The following is a 16,725-nucleotide window of genomic DNA, read 5'->3' as shown; positions in this document are numbered from 1 at the left end:
CCTTATTGCTCCAGCATCTTAAGGGCTTTATCCAGCACCACGTCGCCTTTCATCATGCCGTAATCCATCATGTCGATAACGGCGACTTTTTTACCCAGCGGATCGGCAATTTCCTGAAACTTGGGCTGTTCATATTTGACCTGCGGGCCAAGCAGTACAATGTCGGCGGTGCCGATAATATCTTTAAACTCCGCGACCGGAACGGCCTTGATATCCACCTCGACGCCTTTTTTCTGAGCAGCATCTTTCATCCGTTGAACCAGCATGCTGGTGGACATACCTGCGGCACAGCATAAAACGATATTTTTCATAATCCGCTCTCTGTGACTGTTGTTTTCCTGATATTTATCCCCCACCTCCGGTCCCAACAACCGCTTTGATGTGATTGTGTGTTACCCATCACAAAGAAAGCCGCAAAAAGGGAAACCGGTTTCCAAAGTCCGTTTGCTTTGCTACCGCCCGAGCATTAAGAGGCGGGGCGGCAATGAGAGAGCATCAGGAACCGCCCCGGCCAGCCATCCCGGGCCGGCAGGCGCAGAGTAAAACCGTAGGCGTTTCCCCTCAACGCGCAACTTTCCGTTTTGCGTAACATCCCGAAAGATATCGCCCGATTTGCGTTTGGTTTCAGGCGTTTTGCGTGCCTCTTCCCAGATATCCGTCCCAGTCTTTCCACACCGGTTGCAGTCCGCGCTGTATCAGACTGGCCGCAACCGCTTCCGGGCGACGTCCGTCATGTGGCGCAAACTGCTCCAGTTCGGTATGTCCGTCGGCATAGCCACCCGGTTGGGTGCGCGAAAAGGCGCTGACGGCGTTGATCGCAATCGGCACCACGTTATCGCGAAAATGCGGCGATTCGCGAGTCGAGAGCGACAGCTCCGCCTCCGGCGCAAACAGGCGAAAGGCGCAGATGAGCTGCACCAGCTGGCGTTCATCCATCACGGACGCTGGCTGAATGCCGCCTGCACAGGGCCGCAGGCGCGGGAACGCCACAGAGTAGCGGCTCTGCCAGTAGCGCTGTTGCAGCCAGAGTAAATGCTCCGCCACCATATAGTTATCGGTGCGCCAGCAGTCCGACAGCCCGGTGAGCGCGCCAAGCCCGATGCGGTCAATGCCCGCGCGCCCGAGCCGGTCCGGCGTCTCCAGCCGCCAGAAGAAATCCTGCTTGTTGCCGCGCAGATGGTGGCGGGCGTAGACCGCTTCATGATACGTCTCCTGATAGACCAGCACGCCGTCCAGCCCGAGCGCTTTCAGTTCGGCATACTCCGCCTGCGCGAGCGGCTGCACTTCCATTTGCAGCGACGCAAACTGGCGGCGAATCGCCGGAAGGTGACGGCGGAAATAGTCCATGCCCACTTTATTCTGGTGCTCACCCGTGACCAGCAGCAGGTGTTCAAACCCGAGCGCTTTAATGGCGGCGCATTCGCGTGCAATTTCCTCTTCGTCCAGCGTCTTACGCTTGATGCGGTTGCTCATTGAGAAACCGCAATAGGTGCATTCGTTGGCGCAAAGATTAGAAAGATAGAGCGGTACATAGAAGCTGACGGTGTTGCCAAAGCGCTGGCGGGTGAGCTGCTGCGCGCGCTGCGCCAGCGGTTCGAGATAATCCAGCGCGGCCGGGGAGAGCAGCGCCATCATATCTTCCCGGTCAGGATGCGCAGCGGCGAGCGCCCGTTCGACATCGCGCGCGGTTTTGCTGTGAATGCGCAGCCGGATGTCGTCCCAGTTAAGCGTGCGCCAGCGGTCGGTAAAGGTGTTCATGACTGCGCCTCCAGAAAACCGGTGAGCGGGCTGGTGGCCTGCGCCTGAAACGCGCGCGCGCCGAGCCCGGCTTCAAATCCGGTACGACCTGCCTCAACGGCCTGGCGGAACGCCCGCGCCATCGCCACCGGATCGCGCGCCACGGCAATCGCCGTATTTACCAGCACCGCATCGGCCCCCATCTCCAGCGCCTCGGCGGCATGGCTTGGCGCGCCGATGCCCGCATCCACCACCACCGGCACGCTCGCCTGGGCGATGATGATTTCCAGCAGCGCCCGCGTCTGCAGCCCCTGATTGGAGCCAATCGGCGCGCCGAGCGGCATCACCGCCGCGCAGCCCGCTTCTTCAAGGCGCTTGCAGAGCACCGGATCCGCGCCGCAATAGGGCAGCACCACAAACCCCTGTGCGACCAGTTTTTCCGCCGCCCGCAGCGTTTCTATCGGGTCCGGCAGCAGCCAGCGGGCGTCCGGATGGATCTCAAGCTTGATCCAGTGAGTGCCCAGCGCCTCGCGGGCGAGCTGCGCGGCGAAAACCGCCTCTTCGGCGGTTTTCGCGCCGGACGTGTTTGGCAACAACGCCACGCCGGATGCCTGCAACGGCGCCAGCAGCGCATCATCACGACGCAGCAGATCCACACGCTTCATAGCGAGTGTCGCCATCTCGCTGCCGCTCTCACGTATCGCCTCCAGCATCAGCGATGACGACGCGAATTTACCGGTGCCGGTAAACAGGCGTGATTGAAAAGTTTTATCCGCGATTCGTAACATCTCAGCCTCCTGCGATAACCTGAAACAGCAGCAGGCTGTCGCCTTCCTGCAGGGTGTAGTCGGGCCACTGGCTGCGCGGGAGAATGGTCTGATTGACCGCGAGCGCCGTACCGGGCCTGTCGAGTTTTAACTGCGCCAGCAGTTGCGCCGCGCTTACTCCCTCGACGCACTGCATGGCTTCATCGTTGAGTTCAATGCGCATGCTTGCCTCCGCAAACCGGGCAGCCTGCCGCGCGCTGTAGCGTCAGGGTGCGCCACTGGCTGGCGCGGGCGTCGAAGAGGCGCAGCTCGTCGTGCTCTTGCGTGATGCCGCACAATAGCTTGATAGCCTCCAGCGCTTGCATCGTGCCCATCAGCCCCACTACCGGGCCGAGCACGCCAGCGGTGCGGCAGTTGCGCTCAGGCTCGCTGTCATCCGGCCACAGGCAGCGGTAGCAGCCGTAATCAAAGGGCGGCGCGAAGGTGGCGATTTGTCCGCCCATGCCAACCGCGCTGGCGGTGATAAGCGGCGTGCTGTGCGCCACGCAGGCGGCGTTGATGGCCTGGCGTGTGGTCATGTTATCGCTGCAATCCAGCACCAGATCGACGCCTGCCACCGCTTCACGCAGCGCGTCGCCTTCCAGCCGTTTATTCAGCGCCACGCTGTTGATGGCCGGGTTGAGCGCCTGTAAACGACGCGCCGCCACGCGCGATTTCGGCTGTTCGATATCACCCACGCCAAACAGGATCTGCCGCTGGAGATTACTGAGGTGCACCGCGTCGTCATCGGCAAGCCACAGCGAGCCCACGCCAGCGCCCGCCAGATAGAGCGCGGCGGGCGAGCCGAGACCGCCTAGGCCGACAAGCAACACGCGGCTTGCCAGCAGTTTTTGCTGGCCGTCGATGGCGATATCCTCCAGCAGCAGCTGGCGGCTGTAGCGCATGAAATCGGCGTCATTCATCGCCCACCCCCGCCAGTTTGAGTAACTCTTGCGTGGCGGCGCGCCAGTCGGGTGCCCGGGTGATAGCGCTCACCACCGCGATACTGCCGACGCCGGTTTCCAGCACCGCTGGCGCGCGCTCAAGGCTGATGCCGCCGATGGCGACCGTCGGATAGTCGCCGAGCCTTTTTACATGCGCGGTCAGTTGTGCAAGCCCTTGCGGCGCGGAGGGCATCTGTTTGGTTTGCGTGGGAAAGACGTGGCCGAGCGCGATATAAGAAGGGCGCACCGCCAATGCCACGTCGATTTCCATATCATCATGCGTAGAGACGCCAAGCCGCAGGCCAGCGCGGCGGATGGCGTCGGGGTCGGCCGTTTCCAGATCTTCCTGCCCGAGATGAACGCCATAGGCCTGATGCTTTATCGCAAGACGCCAGTAGTCGTTGATAAACAGCCGGGCGTGGTAGCGCTGCCCCAGCGCAATGGCGGCGGCGACATCGGCTTCCGCCTCAGCCTCGGTTTTATCTTTAATGCGCAGCTGCAGCGTGCGCACGCCAGCGTCAAGCAAACGTGTGACCCACTCAACGCTATCCACAACCGGATAGAGCCCGAGACGGTGCGGGACGGGGACGAACAGAGGCGTCATCACTCCACCTCCTCCTGGCGCAGATAAATATCGCCGCCGCGCGCCTGAAAACGATTCGACATCTCAGCCATACCCGCGTCGATCGCCTGCTTCGCGGCGTAGTCGCGCACCTCCTGGGTGATTTTCATTGAACAGAATTTCGGGCCGCACATGGAGCAGAAGTGCGCGACTTTGCCGGACTCCTGGGGCAGCGTTTCGTCGTGGTAGGCACGGGCGGTGAACGGATCGAGTGCCAGATTGAACTGATCTTCCCAGCGGAATTCAAAGCGCGCTTTGGACATGGCGTTGTCGCGGATCTGCGCCCCTGGATGCCCTTTGGCGAGATCGGCGGCGTGGGCGGCAATTTTGTAGGTGATGAGCCCCTGTTTCACATCTTCTTTATTCGGCAGGCCGAGGTGTTCTTTTGGCGTCACGTAGCAGAGCATCGCGCAGCCGAACCAGCCAATCATCGCCGCGCCGATCCCGGAGGTGAAGTGATCGTAGCCGGGCGCGATATCGGTCGTGAGCGGCCCGAGCGTGTAGAAGGGCGCTTCGTGGCAGTGCTCCAGCTCCTCGGTCATATTGCGGCGGATCATCTGCATCGGCACGTGGCCTGGGCCTTCGATCATGACCTGGACGTCATATTCCCACGCGATTTTCGTCAGTTCGCCGAGCGTGTGGAGTTCGGCGAATTGCGCCTCGTCGTTGGCATCCTGAATAGAGCCGGGGCGCAGACCGTCGCCGAGCGACAGCGAGACGTCATAGGCGGCGCAGATTTCGCAGATCTCGCGGAAATGCTCGTAGAGGAAGTTTTCACGATGATGCGACAGGCACCATTTCGCCATGATCGAGCCGCCACGCGAGACGATGCCCGTCAGGCGGCCTGCGGTCATCGGCACATAGCGCAGCAGCACGCCCGCGTGAATGGTGAAGTAATCGACGCCCTGTTCGGCCTGCTCAAGCAGCGTGTCGCGGAACATCTCCCAGCTCAGATCTTCGGCGATCCCGTTGGCCTTCTCCAGCGCCTGGTAGATCGGTACCGTACCGATCGGCACCGGGCTGTTGCGCAGGATCCATTCGCGGGTTTCGTGAATGTAGCGGCCGGTGGAGAGATCCATCACCGTGTCCGCGCCCCAGCGGGTCGCCCAGACCAGTTTTTCGACTTCCTCTTCGATAGACGACGTCACCGCCGAGTTGCCGATATTGGCGTTGACCTTTACCAGGAAATTACGACCGATAATCATCGGCTCCGATTCGGGGTGATTGATGTTGGCTGGAATAATGGCGCGCCCGGCGGCCACTTCGTCACGCACGAACTCCGGCGTGATGTTCTCCGGCAGGCGCGCGCCAAAGCCGTGGCCCGGATGCTGCTGGCGCAGTACCGCCGTGCGAATGCGCTCGCGGCCCATGTTTTCACGAATGGCGATAAATTCCATCTCCGGCGTCACGATACCCTGGCGCGCGTAGTGCAACTGGGTGACGCGCTTGCCCGCCTTTGCGCGCTTTGGCGTCAGCAGCCCGCGAAAGCGCAACTCATCCAGACCGTCGTCGGCGAGCCGCTCGCGGGTATACGCGGAGCTGAGGGAATCCAGGGTTTCGGTATCGTTACGCGCATCTATCCAGGCGCTGCGCAGTTTAGCCAGCCCTTCGCGAACGTCGATGCGCACCGCCGGATCGCCGTAAGGGCCGGAGGTGTCATACACCGGCACCGGTTCGTTAGGCTCATAGCGCGGGTTCTCTTTGCTGCCGCCCGCAAGCGTCGGGCTCAGGCGGATTTCGCGCATTGGCACGCGGATATCTTCACGCGAACCGGTGAGATAGATGCGGTGAGAGTTAGGAAAAGCGGTGCCTTCCAGCGTGTCGATAAAGTGTTGTGCGGCGGCGCGCTGCTCGCGGCGGCCAGGTTTGTTTGATACAGACATAGCGCATTCCAGTTAACGGTCAGGAAGTGGCTTGTCAGAACAACGGAGGAGTAATGGCGTGCGCCCGGGCACCCTTAACAGGGCATCAGGGCGAAACGACACCCTGAGCGGGGCAAAATGGAATTACTCTTGTTCCCTTCGCAGGTATTAACCTGATCAGGTTCCGCGGATCCCGAATTAACGGTCTCAGCCCGTGCTGTCGCACTGGGCACTCCGACAAGATAAACCCCGCTAAAACCGCGGGGGCATATTTAAACTACTCGTTAATACAGCCGAACTCAAGCCGGTTTGGCGAGGCCGGTTTCATCATTGGCGCTTTCGCCGAGGTTGTTGTCATAAGCCAGCAAAATGAGCTTATCTTCCAGCGCGAAGCGGGCGGCGAGCGCCTCGCCAATGCCGGAAAGCGCTTCCTGAAACTCCAGGCAGTTATCGTGGTCGATAGCGCTTTCCAGATGTGTGTCGTAGAAATCCATGATTTGCTGGGTGTTGGATTCCAGCTGAGGATAGATTTGCGTGGCGGCGACCAGCGGGCTGGTGCCTTCCATTTCGCTGATGACGCGCTCATAAATATTGAAATGTCCGGCGGAGAGGTAATCCACCAGGCAGTGACAGAAATCGTCCAGCGCCTGTTCATCAAGCGCAGTCATCGGCTCCTTGCCGGGTTTGATGCCGACCATCTTGTAATAGGTGACTAACAGATGGTTGCGGGCAGCAAGCCAACGATCAACTAACTCATTACTCCCACCAACGCGTTCCGTCAGACTTTTTAGCTGGTTTAGCATGATCGACTCCATGAGATATAAGATGTAAAAACGCAAATGACCCAAAATATGTAAGAACAATGTTAATAACGTGCCAGTGAAGCAGAGGTAGTGCAATCAATTATGGAACGTACACTAGAAAATTTAGACCATGGCTGGTGGATAGTCAGCCATGAACAGAAATTATGGCTGCCAAAAGCAGAATTACCTTACGGCCGGGCCGCGGATTTTGGTCTGACGGGCGAAAAGGCGCTGCAAATTGGTCTCTGGGAGGACGCGCCGGTCTGGCTGGTTCTGCAAAAGCGCGAAAAAGACATGGCTTCGGTGCGACAGCTTATCGACCAGGACGCCGGGCTGTTTCAACTGGCGGGGCGGGGCGTACAGCTCGCCGAGTTTTACCGCTCGCACAAATATTGCGGCTACTGCGGCCATGAGATGCACCCGAGCAAAACCGAGTGGGCGATGCTCTGCGGGCACTGCCGCGAACGCTACTACCCGCAAATCGCGCCGTGCATCATCGTGGCTATCCGCCGTGACGATAAAATCCTGCTGGCGCAGCATACGCGACACCGCAACGGCGTTTACACCGTGCTGGCCGGGTTTGTCGAAGTGGGCGAAACGCTGGAGCAGGCGGTAGCGCGTGAGGTTATGGAAGAGAGCAATATACGCATCAAAAACCTGCGCTATGTGACGTCTCAGCCCTGGCCGTTCCCGCAATCGCTGATGACCGCGTTTACGGCGGATTATGACAGCGGTGAAATTCAGATAGACACAAAAGAACTCATCGATGCGGGCTGGTATCGCTACGACCAGCTGCCGCTGCTGCCAGCGCCAGGCACCGTGGCACGCCGCCTGATAGAAGATACGGTGGCGCGCTGCCGGGCAGACGATGAATGACGTGATACAATAGCGGCCTGTCGCTTGAGGAATAAGAAAAATGACCGAACTGAAAAACGATCGTTACCTGCGCGCCCTGCAACGCCAGCCTGTGGATGTCACGCCGGTGTGGATGATGAGACAGGCTGGGCGTTATCTGCCGGAATATAAGGCCACCCGCGCGCAGGCGGGCGATTTTATGTCGCTTTGTAAAAATGCCGAGCTGGCGTGCGAAGTGACGCTACAGCCGCTGCGTCGCTATCCGCTTGATGCGGCGATCCTCTTTTCGGACATTCTGACGATTCCGGATGCAATGGGGCTGGGGCTCTATTTTGAAGCGGGCGAAGGCCCACGCTTCACATCGCCCATTACCGGCAAAGCGGACGTAGAAAAACTGCCGGTGCCGGACCCGGAACAGGAACTGGGCTATGTGATGAACGCGGTGCGCACCATCCGCCGCGAGCTGAAAGGCGAAGTCCCGCTGATTGGTTTCTCTGGCAGCCCCTGGACGCTCGCCACTTACATGGTGGAAGGCGGCGGCAGCAAGGCGTTTACCGTCATTAAAAAAATGATGTATGCCGAGCCGCAGACGCTGCATTTACTGCTCGATAAGCTCGCGAAAAGCGTCACGCTCTATCTGAACGCGCAGATCCGCGCGGGCGCCCAGTCGGTGATGATTTTCGATACCTGGGGCGGCGTGCTGACCGGGCGCGACTACCAGCAGTTCTCACTGTATTACATGCATAAAATCGTCGACGGGCTGCTGCGCGAAAACGAAGGCCGCCGTGTGCCGGTAACGCTGTTCACCAAAGGCGGCGGCCAGTGGCTGGAAGCGATAGCGGAGACCGGCTGTGACGCGCTGGGACTCGACTGGACGACCGATATCGCCGACGCGCGCCGTCGCGTGGGCCACAAGGTCGCGCTGCAGGGCAACATGGATCCGTCCATGCTTTATGCGTCGCCTGCCCGTATCGAAGAAGAAGTGGCGTCTATACTTGCTGGTTTCGGCAATGGTGAAGGCCATGTGTTCAACCTGGGGCATGGTATTCATCAGGATGTGCCTCCTGAACATGCGGGGGCCTTCGTCGAGGCGGTTCACCGCTTATCGGCGCCTTATCACCTGTAAGGAGAAACTATGGATCTCGCGACGCTTCGCGCACAACAAATCGAACTGGCATCTAATGTGGTCCGCGAGGACCGGTTGAACGTCGATCCGCCGACGATAATCGGTGGGGCGGATGTCGGATTCGAGCAGGGCGGCGAAGTGACGCGAGCGGCGATGGTGCTGCTGAAGTACCCGTCTCTGGAGCTGCTGGAGTACCAGGTGGCGCGCATTCCCACCACCATGCCGTATATCCCCGGCTTTCTGTCGTTTCGTGAATACCCGGCGCTGCTGACGGCCTGGGAGATGCTCTCCAGAAAACCGGATTTGCTGTTTGTCGACGGGCACGGTATTTCGCATCCGCGACGTCTCGGCGTGGCGAGCCACTTCGGGATGCTGGTGGATGTGCCGACGATAGGCGTCGCTAAAAAGCGGCTGTGCGGTAAGTTTGAGCCGCTCAGCGACGAGCCCGGCGCAGTTTCGCCGCTGATGGACAAAGGCGAGCAGCTGGCGTGGGTGTGGCGCAGCAAAGCGCGCTGCAATCCGCTGTTCGTTTCGACGGGGCATCGCGTCAGCATCGATACGGCGCTCGGCTGGGTGCAGCGTTGCACGAAAGGCTACCGGCTGCCGGAGCCGACGCGCTGGGCGGATGCCGTGGCCTCCGGTCGTCCCGCCTTTCTACGATGGCAGGAAATTCAGGGGTGATTCAGGTACACTGCCGCTAATTTTCGGTTTGTGAGACACCACTATGTTACAAAACCCAATTCACCTGCGGCTGGAAAAGCTCGAAGCCTGGCAGCATGTGACGTTCATGGCCTCGCTCTGCGAGCGCATGTACCCGAACTACGCCATGTTCTGCCAGCAGACCGGTTTCGGCGATGCGCAGCTCTATCGCCGTATTCTCGATCTCATCTGGGAGACGCTGACGGTCAAAGACGCCAAAGTGAATTTCGACAGCCAGCTCGAAAAGCTCGAAGAAGCGATTCCGGCGGCGGAAGATTATGACCTCTATGGCGTTTACCCGGCTATCGACGCTTGCGTCGCGTTGAGTGAGCTGGTGCATTCGCGCCTGAGCGGCGAGACGCTGGAGCACGCGATTGAAGTCAGCGAGACATCCATCACCACCGTAGCGATGCTGGAGATGACTCAGGCGGGCCGTGAAATGACCGATGATGAGCTGAAAGCAAACCCGGCTGTGGAGCAGGAATGGGATATTCAGTGGGAAATTTTCCGATTGCTTGCTGCCTGCGAAGAACGCGATATTGAGCTGATAAAAGGTCTGCGCGCAGACCTGCGTGAGGATGGAACCAGTAATATCGGTATAAATTTGCAGCAATGAGACAACAAAACGTGATTTACAGCCTGTTTTGTCTCACCTGAAGGCTTCCAATTAGCCCCCCGTCTGGTCTACATTTGGGAGGCGAAAAAAAGTGGCTATCGGTGCGTGTATGCAGGAGAGTGCTTTCAAGGCATTTCCGTCGCACTCGATGCTTAGCAAGCGATAAACACATTGTAAGGATAACTTATGAACAAGACTCAACTGATTGATGTAATTGCAGACAAGGCTGACCTGTCTAAAGCGCAAGCGAAAGCTGCTCTGGAATCCACTCTGGCTGCGATTACTGAGTCTCTGAAAGAAGGCGATGCTGTACAGCTGGTTGGTTTCGGTACCTTCAAAGTGAACCACCGCGCTGAGCGTACTGGCCGCAACCCGCAGACCGGTAAAGAAATCAAAATCGCTGCAGCTAACGTGCCGGCATTCGTTTCTGGCAAAGCACTGAAAGACGCTGTTAAGTAAACCGCGTGGCAGTGAAAGGTTTTAACGAAGGGGCGAGATCGCCCCTTTTGTTTGGCTGGCGTATGCTGGCGCTGGCGGGCGTGCTGTTCCTCTCCGCCTGTCGTTCCACCCCGGAAATTCCCCCTTTTACCGCCAGCGGCTATCTGGCCGATGACGGTGTCGTACGCCTGTGGCGTAAAGACAATAACGATGGCTCCGTTCACCTGCTGGCGGCGTTCAGCCCCTGGTCTGGCGATAAGACATCGACGAGCGATTATCGTTGGCAGAACGATGCGCTGACCTCCGTGGACTACCAGCTTCAGGGTAAACAGCCTGAACAGGTCAAAGTGCGTTTTGACGATCGCGGCGGGCTGAGCTTCATGCAGCGTGAAGTCAACGGGCAGAAACAGCAGCTTTCCAGCGATCAGGTCGCGCTGTGGCAATATCGCGCCACGCAGATGCGTAATACCAGCGATGCGCTGCGCGCAGGGCGCGTGGTGTTGCGTCAGGGGCGCTGGAACCCTGATGGCACGATAACGACCTGTGAAGGGCAGATTGTGCAGCCTGAGTTCGACAGAAGGGCGCAGGAGCGTCTCTCAGAACGTCAGCGTCATGCGAAAGCGCGCGTTAGCGCCGCCTGGCTGGAGGCGCCGGAAGGCACGCAACTGTTACTGGTGGCAAATGAAGATTTTTGCGCCTGGCAGCCGAAGCCTGACAGCTTCTGAGCCCATAAAAAAGCGACGGATTTACCGTCGCTTTTGCGTTTACGCCTTTGTAGCGTGCAGGCGTTTATTTCTCCTGCTCGCGCGCGATAGCGCGATAGCCGATATCCTTACGGCAGAAGCAGTCATCCCAGTGAATATCTTCCGCTAATCGGTAAGCGCGCGCCTGCGCCTGTGCGACGCTGTCGCCCAGCGCGGTCACGCACAGCACGCGCCCGCCGCTGGTTACGGCGCGGTCGTCGTCGCGCAGCGTCGTGCCGGCATGAAAGACTTTGCCGTCACCGTTCGCGATCTCTTCAATCGGCAGACCGTGGATCACATCGCCGGTGCGGTAATCGCCCGGATAGCCGCCTGCGGCCATGACGACGCCCAGTGCCGGGCGCGCATCCCACTGCGATTTCACGGTATCGAGTTTGCCCTCGCAGGCCGCCAGGCAAAGCTCGACCAGATCGGACTGCAAACGCATCATGATCGGCTGCGTTTCCGGGTCGCCAAAGCGGCAGTTAAACTCGATAACTTTCGGGTTGCCCTGCTTGTCGATCATCAGACCCGCATACAGAAAGCCGGTGTAGGTGTTGCCTTCCGCCGCCATGCCACGCACGGTCGGCCATATGATGCGTTCCATCGTGCGCTGGAAAACCTCATCGGTGACGACCGGGGCAGGTGAGTAAGCGCCCATACCGCCGGTATTGAGGCCGGTGTCGCCATCGCCCACGCGTTTATGATCCTGGCTGGTGGCCATCGGCTCAACATGCTCGCCATCCACCATGACGATGAAGCTTGCCTCTTCGCCATCCAGAAACTCTTCAACAACAATGCGGTGGCCCGCGTCGCCAAACGCATTGCCTGCCAGCATATCGAGCACGGCCGCTTCGGCTTCGGCAAGCGTCATCGCCACGATAACGCCTTTACCGGCCGCGAGGCCGTCGGCCTTGATAACAATCGGCGCGCCTTTTTCACGAATATAGGCAAGCGCCGGTTCGGTCTCGGTAAAGTTCTGGTATTCCGCCGTCGGGATGCGATGACGCGCCAGGAAATCTTTCGTGAAGGCTTTCGATCCTTCAAGCTGCGCCGCGCCTTTGGTCGGCCCGAAAATTTTCAGGCCCGCGGCGCGAAACGCGTCCACCACGCCAATCACCAGCGGCGCTTCCGGCCCGACAATTGTCAGATCGATATTTTCCGCCTGCGCAAAGCTCAGCAGCGCCGGAATATCGGTCGGGCTTATCGCCACGTTCTGCAGCGCAGGCTCGAGCGCCGTACCGGCGTTGCCGGGGGCAACAAAAACGGTTTCAACGAGTGGCGACTGGACGGCTTTCCAGGCCAGCGCATGCTCGCGCCCGCCGTTGCCAATAACTAATACTTTCATCGTAGCTCCGTAATTAATGGCGGAAATGGCGCATGTCGGTGAAGATCATGGCGATGCCGTGTTCGTCGGCGGCGGCAATGACTTCATCATCGCGAATCGAGCCGCCCGGCTGGATAACACAGGTAATGCCCACAGCCGCTGCGGCGTCGATGCCGTCGCGGAACGGGAAGAACGCGTCGGAGGCCATCGCCGAGCCTTTGACTTCAAGGCCTTCATCGCCTGCTTTGATACCGGCGATTTTAGCGGAATAGACGCGGCTCATCTGCCCTGCGCCAATACCGATGGTCATGTTGTCGCGCGCGTAAACAATCGCGTTGGATTTAACGAACTTCGCCACTTTCCAGCAAAAGAGCGCGTCGCGCAGCTCCTGTTCGGTTGGCTGGCGTTTTGTCACCACGCGCAGATCGGCTTCGGTCACCATGCCCAGATCGCGGTCCTGAACCAGCAGGCCGCCGTTAACGCGTTTGAAATCGAGGCCCGGTACGCGAGACTGCCATTCGCCGCACACCAGTACGCGCACGTTTTGCTTCGCGGCGGTGATTTTCAGGGCGTCGTCACTGGCGGACGGCGCAATGATGACTTCAACGAACTGGCGGGAAACGATCGCTTGCGCGGTTTCGGCATCCAGCTCGCGGTTAAAGGCGATAATGCCGCCAAAGGCGGACGTCGGGTCGGTTTTATATGCGCGATCATAGGCGTCGAGAATTGAGCTACTGACAGCAACGCCGCACGGGTTGGCATGCTTCACAATCACGCAGGCCGGTTCGCTGAATTCCTTCACGCACTCCAGCGCGGCGTCGGTATCGGCGATGTTGTTATAAGAGAGCGCTTTACCCTGAACCTGGCGGGCGGTCGCGACAGACGCTTCTTTTATTTCTTCTTCTATATAGAAGGCAGCCTGCTGATGGCTGTTCTCGCCGTAACGCATATCCTGCTTCTTGATAAAGTTCAGGTTGAGAGTGCGCGGGAAGCGGCCAGCAGGGGCAGTGGTTTCTCCATGATAGGCAGGAACCAGGCTGCCGAAGTAGTTGGCTATCATGCTGTCATATGCGGCCGTATGTTCGAAAGCTTTGATCGCCAGATCGAAACGCGTATCAAACGTCAGCGAGCCGTTATTCGCATCCAGCTCATCAATAATGGCGGTGTAGTCACTGCTCTTCACCACAATGGCGACATCTTTATGGTTCTTGGCGGCGGAGCGGACCATCGTCGGGCCGCCGATATCGATATTCTCAACCGCGTCTTCCAGCGTGCAGCCTTCACGTGCGACCGTCTGTGCGAACGGGTAAAGGTTCACCACGACCATATCAATGGGGGAAATAGCATGCTGCGCCATGATGTCGTCGTCCTGACCGCGGCGTCCCAGAATGCCGCCATGGACTTTCGGGTGCAGGGTTTTAACGCGGCCGTCCATCATTTCCGGAAAGCCCGTGTAATCGGAGACTTCCGTTACCGGCAGGCCAGCTTCCGCCAGCAGACGAGCCGTGCCGCCCGTGGAGAGGAGCTCAACCCCACGCGTTGAGAGGGCGCGGGCGAAGTCGACGATACCGGCTTTGTCAGAAACGCTGAGCAGAGCGCGGCGTACAGGACGAGGTTGTTGCATGTATAAATCCCCTGGATTTGATCATTACAGAAGAGCGTTAGCTAAATTCCAGCCATTTTTTACTGAAATGTAGCTCACGCTCCTGAAAAAGCGTGTGGCGCTAACAGGCCCGCATTGTAGCGAAAACGTTTGCGTGGCGCTCGCAAATTTTCGGCGTGCGGGCTGTCTGTGGATAACTCTGTGCGCAAATGCGTATAAACCGGGGTTTTGCTGGGGAATGCAGCAGTCAGTCATTTTTCTGCGATTTAGGTATTGCGGCGCGAAGAGAACTCCCTATAATGCGCCTCCATCGACACGGCGCTGATGAGAAACATCCCACAGCGACGGTGAGTCGGAAAGAGAAAAATCCTGAAATTAAGGGTTGACTCTGAAAGAGGAAAGCGTAATATACGCCACCTCGCGACAGCAGGCTGAAGGCCGCGTCGCACCGCTCTTTAACAATTTATCAGACAATCTGTGTGGGCACTCGGGGCACTGATATCTTAACGTCTACGGACGATAAACGAATATCAAGTCTCAAGTGAACAACAGTTAATTCATTACGAACTAACAGTTTAATTCTTTGAGCATCAGACTTTTAATTGAAGAGTTTGATCATGGCTCAGATTGAACGCTGGCGGCAGGCCTAACACATGCAAGTCGAACGGTAACAGGGAGCAGCTTGCTGCTCTGCTGACGAGTGGCGGACGGGTGAGTAATGTCTGGGAAACTGCCTGATGGAGGGGGATAACTACTGGAAACGGTAGCTAATACCGCATAACGTCTACGGACCAAAGTGGGGGACCTTCGGGCCTCATGCCATCAGATGTGCCCAGATGGGATTAGCTAGTAGGTGGGGTAACGGCTCACCTAGGCGACGATCCCTAGCTGGTCTGAGAGGATGACCAGCCACACTGGAACTGAGACACGGTCCAGACTCCTACGGGAGGCAGCAGTGGGGAATATTGCACAATGGGCGCAAGCCTGATGCAGCCATGCCGCGTGTATGAAGAAGGCCTTCGGGTTGTAAAGTACTTTCAGCGGGGAGGAAGGTGTTGTGGTTAATAACCACAGCAATTGACGTTACCCGCAGAAGAAGCACCGGCTAACTCCGTGCCAGCAGCCGCGGTAATACGGAGGGTGCAAGCGTTAATCGGAATTACTGGGCGTAAAGCGCACGCAGGCGGTTGATTAAGTCAGATGTGAAATCCCCGGGCTCAACCTGGGAACTGCATTTGAAACTGGTCAGCTTGAGTCTCGTAGAGGGGGGTAGAATTCCAGGTGTAGCGGTGAAATGCGTAGAGATCTGGAGGAATACCGGTGGCGAAGGCGGCCCCCTGGACGAAGACTGACGCTCAGGTGCGAAAGCGTGGGGAGCAAACAGGATTAGATACCCTGGTAGTCCACGCCGTAAACGATGTCGACTTGGAGGTTGTGCCCTTGAGGCGTGGCTTCCGGAGCTAACGCGTTAAGTCGACCGCCTGGGGAGTACGGCCGCAAGGTTAAAACTCAAATGAATTGACGGGGGCCCGCACAAGCGGTGGAGCATGTGGTTTAATTCGATGCAACGCGAAGAACCTTACCTGGTCTTGACATCCAGAGAATCCTGCAGAGATGCGGGAGTGCCTTCGGGAACTCTGAGACAGGTGCTGCATGGCTGTCGTCAGCTCGTGTTGTGAAATGTTGGGTTAAGTCCCGCAACGAGCGCAACCCTTATCCTTTGTTGCCAGCGGTTCGGCCGGGAACTCAAAGGAGACTGCCGGTGATAAACCGGAGGAAGGTGGGGATGACGTCAAGTCATCATGGCCCTTACGACCAGGGCTACACACGTGCTACAATGGCGCATACAAAGAGAAGCGACCTCGCGAGAGCAAGCGGACCTCATAAAGTGCGTCGTAGTCCGGATTGGAGTCTGCAACTCGACTCCATGAAGTCGGAATCGCTAGTAATCGTGGATCAGAATGCCACGGTGAATACGTTCCCGGGCCTTGTACACACCGCCCGTCACACCATGGGAGTGGGTTGCAAAAGAAGTAGGTAGCTTAACCTTCGGGAGGGCGCTTACCACTTTGTGATTCATGACTGGGGTGAAGTCGTAACAAGGTAACCGTAGGGGAACCTGCGGTTGGATCACCTCCTTACCTGAAAGATACAACCTCGCGTGCTCACACAGATTGTCTGATAGAAAGTAAAGAAGCAAAACCTCTACAGGCTTGTAGCTCAGGTGGTTAGAGCGCACCCCTGATAAGGGTGAGGTCGGTGGTTCAAGTCCACTCAGGCCTACCAACTCCGCAGGAGTTGAAGAGGTTTAACTACGATGGGGCTATAGCTCAGCTGGGAGAGCGCCTGCTTTGCACGCAGGAGGTCTGCGGTTCGATCCCGCATAGCTCCACCATCACTTCAGAGTGTACTCAGTGAGTATACTGCGAAGTATTTGCTCTTTAACAATCCGGAACAAGCTGAAAATTGAAACAGACACGCTGCTGTATTTCTCCGTAATAAGAAATGCGCGGTGTGTCAGAGTCTCTCAAACTCGCAGCACGAAGA

The 16,725-nt window shown here is 58.2% G+C and carries 16 protein-coding genes, 2 tRNA genes, 1 rRNA gene and 1 riboswitch; of the genes, 9 read left to right on the top strand and 10 right to left on the bottom strand.

Annotated elements, in window-relative coordinates; genetic code table 11:
- Positions 1 to 2 precede the first annotated feature (2 nt).
- The 8 genes from CSK29544_RS03185 to CSK29544_RS03150 all read right to left on the bottom strand — a co-directional run bounded on the left by CSK29544_RS03185 (position 3) and on the right by CSK29544_RS03150 (position 6,774).
- Entirely contained in the window at positions 3 to 311 is a 309-nt protein-coding gene (locus CSK29544_RS03185) for a PTS sugar transporter subunit IIB (RefSeq protein ID WP_004388109.1), read from the bottom strand.
- Between the two features lie 313 nt (positions 312 to 624).
- Positions 625 to 1,758, bottom strand: coding sequence for a 2-iminoacetate synthase ThiH (gene thiH / locus CSK29544_RS03180; protein ID WP_007896369.1), 1,134 nt, complete (start codon positions 1,756 to 1,758; stop codon positions 625 to 627).
- Positions 1,755 to 2,525, bottom strand: a complete 771-nt coding sequence (thiG, locus tag CSK29544_RS03175; protein WP_029039597.1) for a thiazole synthase — start codon at positions 2,523 to 2,525, stop codon at positions 1,755 to 1,757. The genes thiH and thiG overlap by 4 nt, the downstream gene beginning before the upstream one ends.
- Before the next feature lies 1 nt (position 2,526).
- Complete coding sequence (thiS, locus tag CSK29544_RS03170; protein WP_004388106.1) at positions 2,527 to 2,727, bottom strand: sulfur carrier protein ThiS; 201 nt, start codon at positions 2,725 to 2,727, stop codon at positions 2,527 to 2,529.
- Positions 2,717 to 3,466 carry a HesA/MoeB/ThiF family protein gene (locus CSK29544_RS03165; RefSeq protein ID WP_029039596.1) on the bottom strand — a complete coding sequence of 250 codons (750 nt, stop codon included), beginning with the start codon at positions 3,464 to 3,466 and terminating at the stop codon, positions 2,717 to 2,719. The genes thiS and CSK29544_RS03165 overlap by 11 nt, the downstream gene beginning before the upstream one ends.
- Positions 3,459 to 4,091, bottom strand: a complete 633-nt coding sequence (gene thiE / locus CSK29544_RS03160; RefSeq protein ID WP_029039595.1) for a thiamine phosphate synthase — start codon at positions 4,089 to 4,091, stop codon at positions 3,459 to 3,461. Before thiE ends, CSK29544_RS03165 begins: the two co-directional genes overlap by 8 nt.
- Positions 4,091 to 5,992 carry a phosphomethylpyrimidine synthase ThiC gene (thiC, locus tag CSK29544_RS03155; protein ID WP_007896373.1) on the bottom strand — a complete coding sequence of 634 codons (1,902 nt, stop codon included), beginning with the start codon at positions 5,990 to 5,992 and terminating at the stop codon, positions 4,091 to 4,093. Before thiC ends, thiE begins: the two co-directional genes overlap by 1 nt.
- 116 nt (positions 5,993 to 6,108) lie before the next feature.
- Positions 6,109 to 6,218: riboswitch (TPP riboswitch) on the bottom strand.
- Between the two features lie 52 nt (positions 6,219 to 6,270).
- Positions 6,271 to 6,774: an Rsd/AlgQ family anti-sigma factor gene (locus CSK29544_RS03150; RefSeq protein ID WP_004388102.1), complete on the bottom strand. Its 504-nt coding sequence runs from the start codon at positions 6,772 to 6,774 to the stop codon at positions 6,271 to 6,273.
- A gap of 102 nt (positions 6,775 to 6,876) precedes the next feature.
- Here CSK29544_RS03150 and nudC point away from each other — a divergent pair, with 102 nt between their 5' ends.
- The 6 genes from nudC to CSK29544_RS03120 all read left to right on the top strand — a co-directional run bounded on the left by nudC (position 6,877) and on the right by CSK29544_RS03120 (position 11,233).
- Positions 6,877 to 7,650, top strand: coding sequence for an NAD(+) diphosphatase (gene nudC / locus CSK29544_RS03145; protein ID WP_004388101.1), 774 nt, complete (start codon positions 6,877 to 6,879; stop codon positions 7,648 to 7,650).
- 40 nt (positions 7,651 to 7,690) lie between these two features.
- Positions 7,691 to 8,755, top strand: a complete 1,065-nt coding sequence (gene hemE, locus CSK29544_RS03140) for a uroporphyrinogen decarboxylase (RefSeq protein WP_007896374.1) — start codon at positions 7,691 to 7,693, stop codon at positions 8,753 to 8,755.
- A gap of 9 nt (positions 8,756 to 8,764) precedes the next feature.
- Complete coding sequence (gene nfi, locus CSK29544_RS03135) at positions 8,765 to 9,436, top strand: deoxyribonuclease V (RefSeq protein WP_004388100.1); 672 nt, start codon at positions 8,765 to 8,767, stop codon at positions 9,434 to 9,436.
- Between the two features lie 43 nt (positions 9,437 to 9,479).
- Entirely contained in the window at positions 9,480 to 10,070 is a 591-nt protein-coding gene (locus tag CSK29544_RS03130) for a YjaG family protein (RefSeq protein WP_004388099.1), read from the top strand.
- A gap of 186 nt (positions 10,071 to 10,256) precedes the next feature.
- Complete coding sequence (gene hupA / locus CSK29544_RS03125; protein WP_002884342.1) at positions 10,257 to 10,529, top strand: nucleoid-associated protein HU-alpha; 273 nt, start codon at positions 10,257 to 10,259, stop codon at positions 10,527 to 10,529.
- 11 nt (positions 10,530 to 10,540) lie between these two features.
- Positions 10,541 to 11,233, top strand: a complete 693-nt coding sequence (locus CSK29544_RS03120; RefSeq protein ID WP_171964893.1) for a DUF1481 domain-containing protein — start codon at positions 10,541 to 10,543, stop codon at positions 11,231 to 11,233.
- 64 nt (positions 11,234 to 11,297) lie between these two features.
- Here the strand turns inward: CSK29544_RS03120 and purD are convergent, their stop codons facing one another.
- Positions 11,298 to 12,596 (bottom strand): phosphoribosylamine--glycine ligase, encoded by a 1,299-nt coding sequence (purD, locus tag CSK29544_RS03115; RefSeq protein WP_007896377.1) that lies wholly within the window; start codon positions 12,594 to 12,596, stop codon positions 11,298 to 11,300.
- A 13-nt stretch (positions 12,597 to 12,609) separates the two neighbouring features.
- Positions 12,610 to 14,199, bottom strand: coding sequence for a bifunctional phosphoribosylaminoimidazolecarboxamide formyltransferase/IMP cyclohydrolase (gene purH / locus CSK29544_RS03110; protein ID WP_012126003.1), 1,590 nt, complete (start codon positions 14,197 to 14,199; stop codon positions 12,610 to 12,612).
- Positions 14,200 to 14,777: 578 nt separating this feature from the next.
- Here purH and CSK29544_RS03100 point away from each other — a divergent pair.
- The 3 genes from CSK29544_RS03100 (at position 14,778) to CSK29544_RS03090 (ending at position 16,573) form a co-directional block, all read left to right on the top strand.
- Positions 14,778 to 16,319: ribosomal RNA gene (locus CSK29544_RS03100) — 16S ribosomal RNA — on the top strand.
- Positions 16,320 to 16,387: 68 nt separating this feature from the next.
- Positions 16,388 to 16,464 (top strand) — tRNA-Ile (locus CSK29544_RS03095).
- Positions 16,465 to 16,497: 33 nt separating this feature from the next.
- Positions 16,498 to 16,573: transfer RNA gene (locus CSK29544_RS03090), tRNA-Ala, on the top strand.
- Positions 16,574 to 16,725 lie beyond the last annotated feature (152 nt).

It is taken from the genome of Cronobacter sakazakii (assembly GCF_000982825.1).
Taxonomy (GTDB): domain Bacteria; phylum Pseudomonadota; class Gammaproteobacteria; order Enterobacterales; family Enterobacteriaceae; genus Cronobacter; species Cronobacter sakazakii.
The sequence above is the reverse complement of the archived record's forward strand: the minus strand, read 5'-3'. Positions and strand labels throughout refer to the sequence as shown.

Coding starts and splice junctions, on each gene's coding strand:
- thiC (WP_007896373.1), bottom strand. CDS start 5,992: ATGTCTGTATCAAACAAACCTGGCCGCCGCGAGCAGCGCGCCGCCGCA.
- hemE (WP_007896374.1), top strand. CDS start 7,691: ATGACCGAACTGAAAAACGATCGTTACCTGCGCGCCCTGCAACGCCAG.
- CSK29544_RS03165 (WP_029039596.1), bottom strand. CDS start 3,466: ATGAATGACGCCGATTTCATGCGCTACAGCCGCCAGCTGCTGCTGGAG.
- thiE (WP_029039595.1), bottom strand. CDS start 4,091: ATGACGCCTCTGTTCGTCCCCGTCCCGCACCGTCTCGGGCTCTATCCG.
- CSK29544_RS03130 (WP_004388099.1), top strand. CDS start 9,480: ATGTTACAAAACCCAATTCACCTGCGGCTGGAAAAGCTCGAAGCCTGG.
- thiG (WP_029039597.1), bottom strand. CDS start 2,525: ATGTTACGAATCGCGGATAAAACTTTTCAATCACGCCTGTTTACCGGC.
- nfi (WP_004388100.1), top strand. CDS start 8,765: ATGGATCTCGCGACGCTTCGCGCACAACAAATCGAACTGGCATCTAAT.
- purD (WP_007896377.1), bottom strand. CDS start 12,596: ATGAAAGTATTAGTTATTGGCAACGGCGGGCGCGAGCATGCGCTGGCC.
- thiS (WP_004388106.1), bottom strand. CDS start 2,727: ATGCGCATTGAACTCAACGATGAAGCCATGCAGTGCGTCGAGGGAGTA.
- CSK29544_RS03150 (WP_004388102.1), bottom strand. CDS start 6,774: ATGCTAAACCAGCTAAAAAGTCTGACGGAACGCGTTGGTGGGAGTAAT.
- purH (WP_012126003.1), bottom strand. CDS start 14,199: ATGCAACAACCTCGTCCTGTACGCCGCGCTCTGCTCAGCGTTTCTGAC.
- CSK29544_RS03185 (WP_004388109.1), bottom strand. CDS start 311: ATGAAAAATATCGTTTTATGCTGTGCCGCAGGTATGTCCACCAGCATG.
- nudC (WP_004388101.1), top strand. CDS start 6,877: ATGGAACGTACACTAGAAAATTTAGACCATGGCTGGTGGATAGTCAGC.
- thiH (WP_007896369.1), bottom strand. CDS start 1,758: ATGAACACCTTTACCGACCGCTGGCGCACGCTTAACTGGGACGACATC.
- hupA (WP_002884342.1), top strand. CDS start 10,257: ATGAACAAGACTCAACTGATTGATGTAATTGCAGACAAGGCTGACCTG.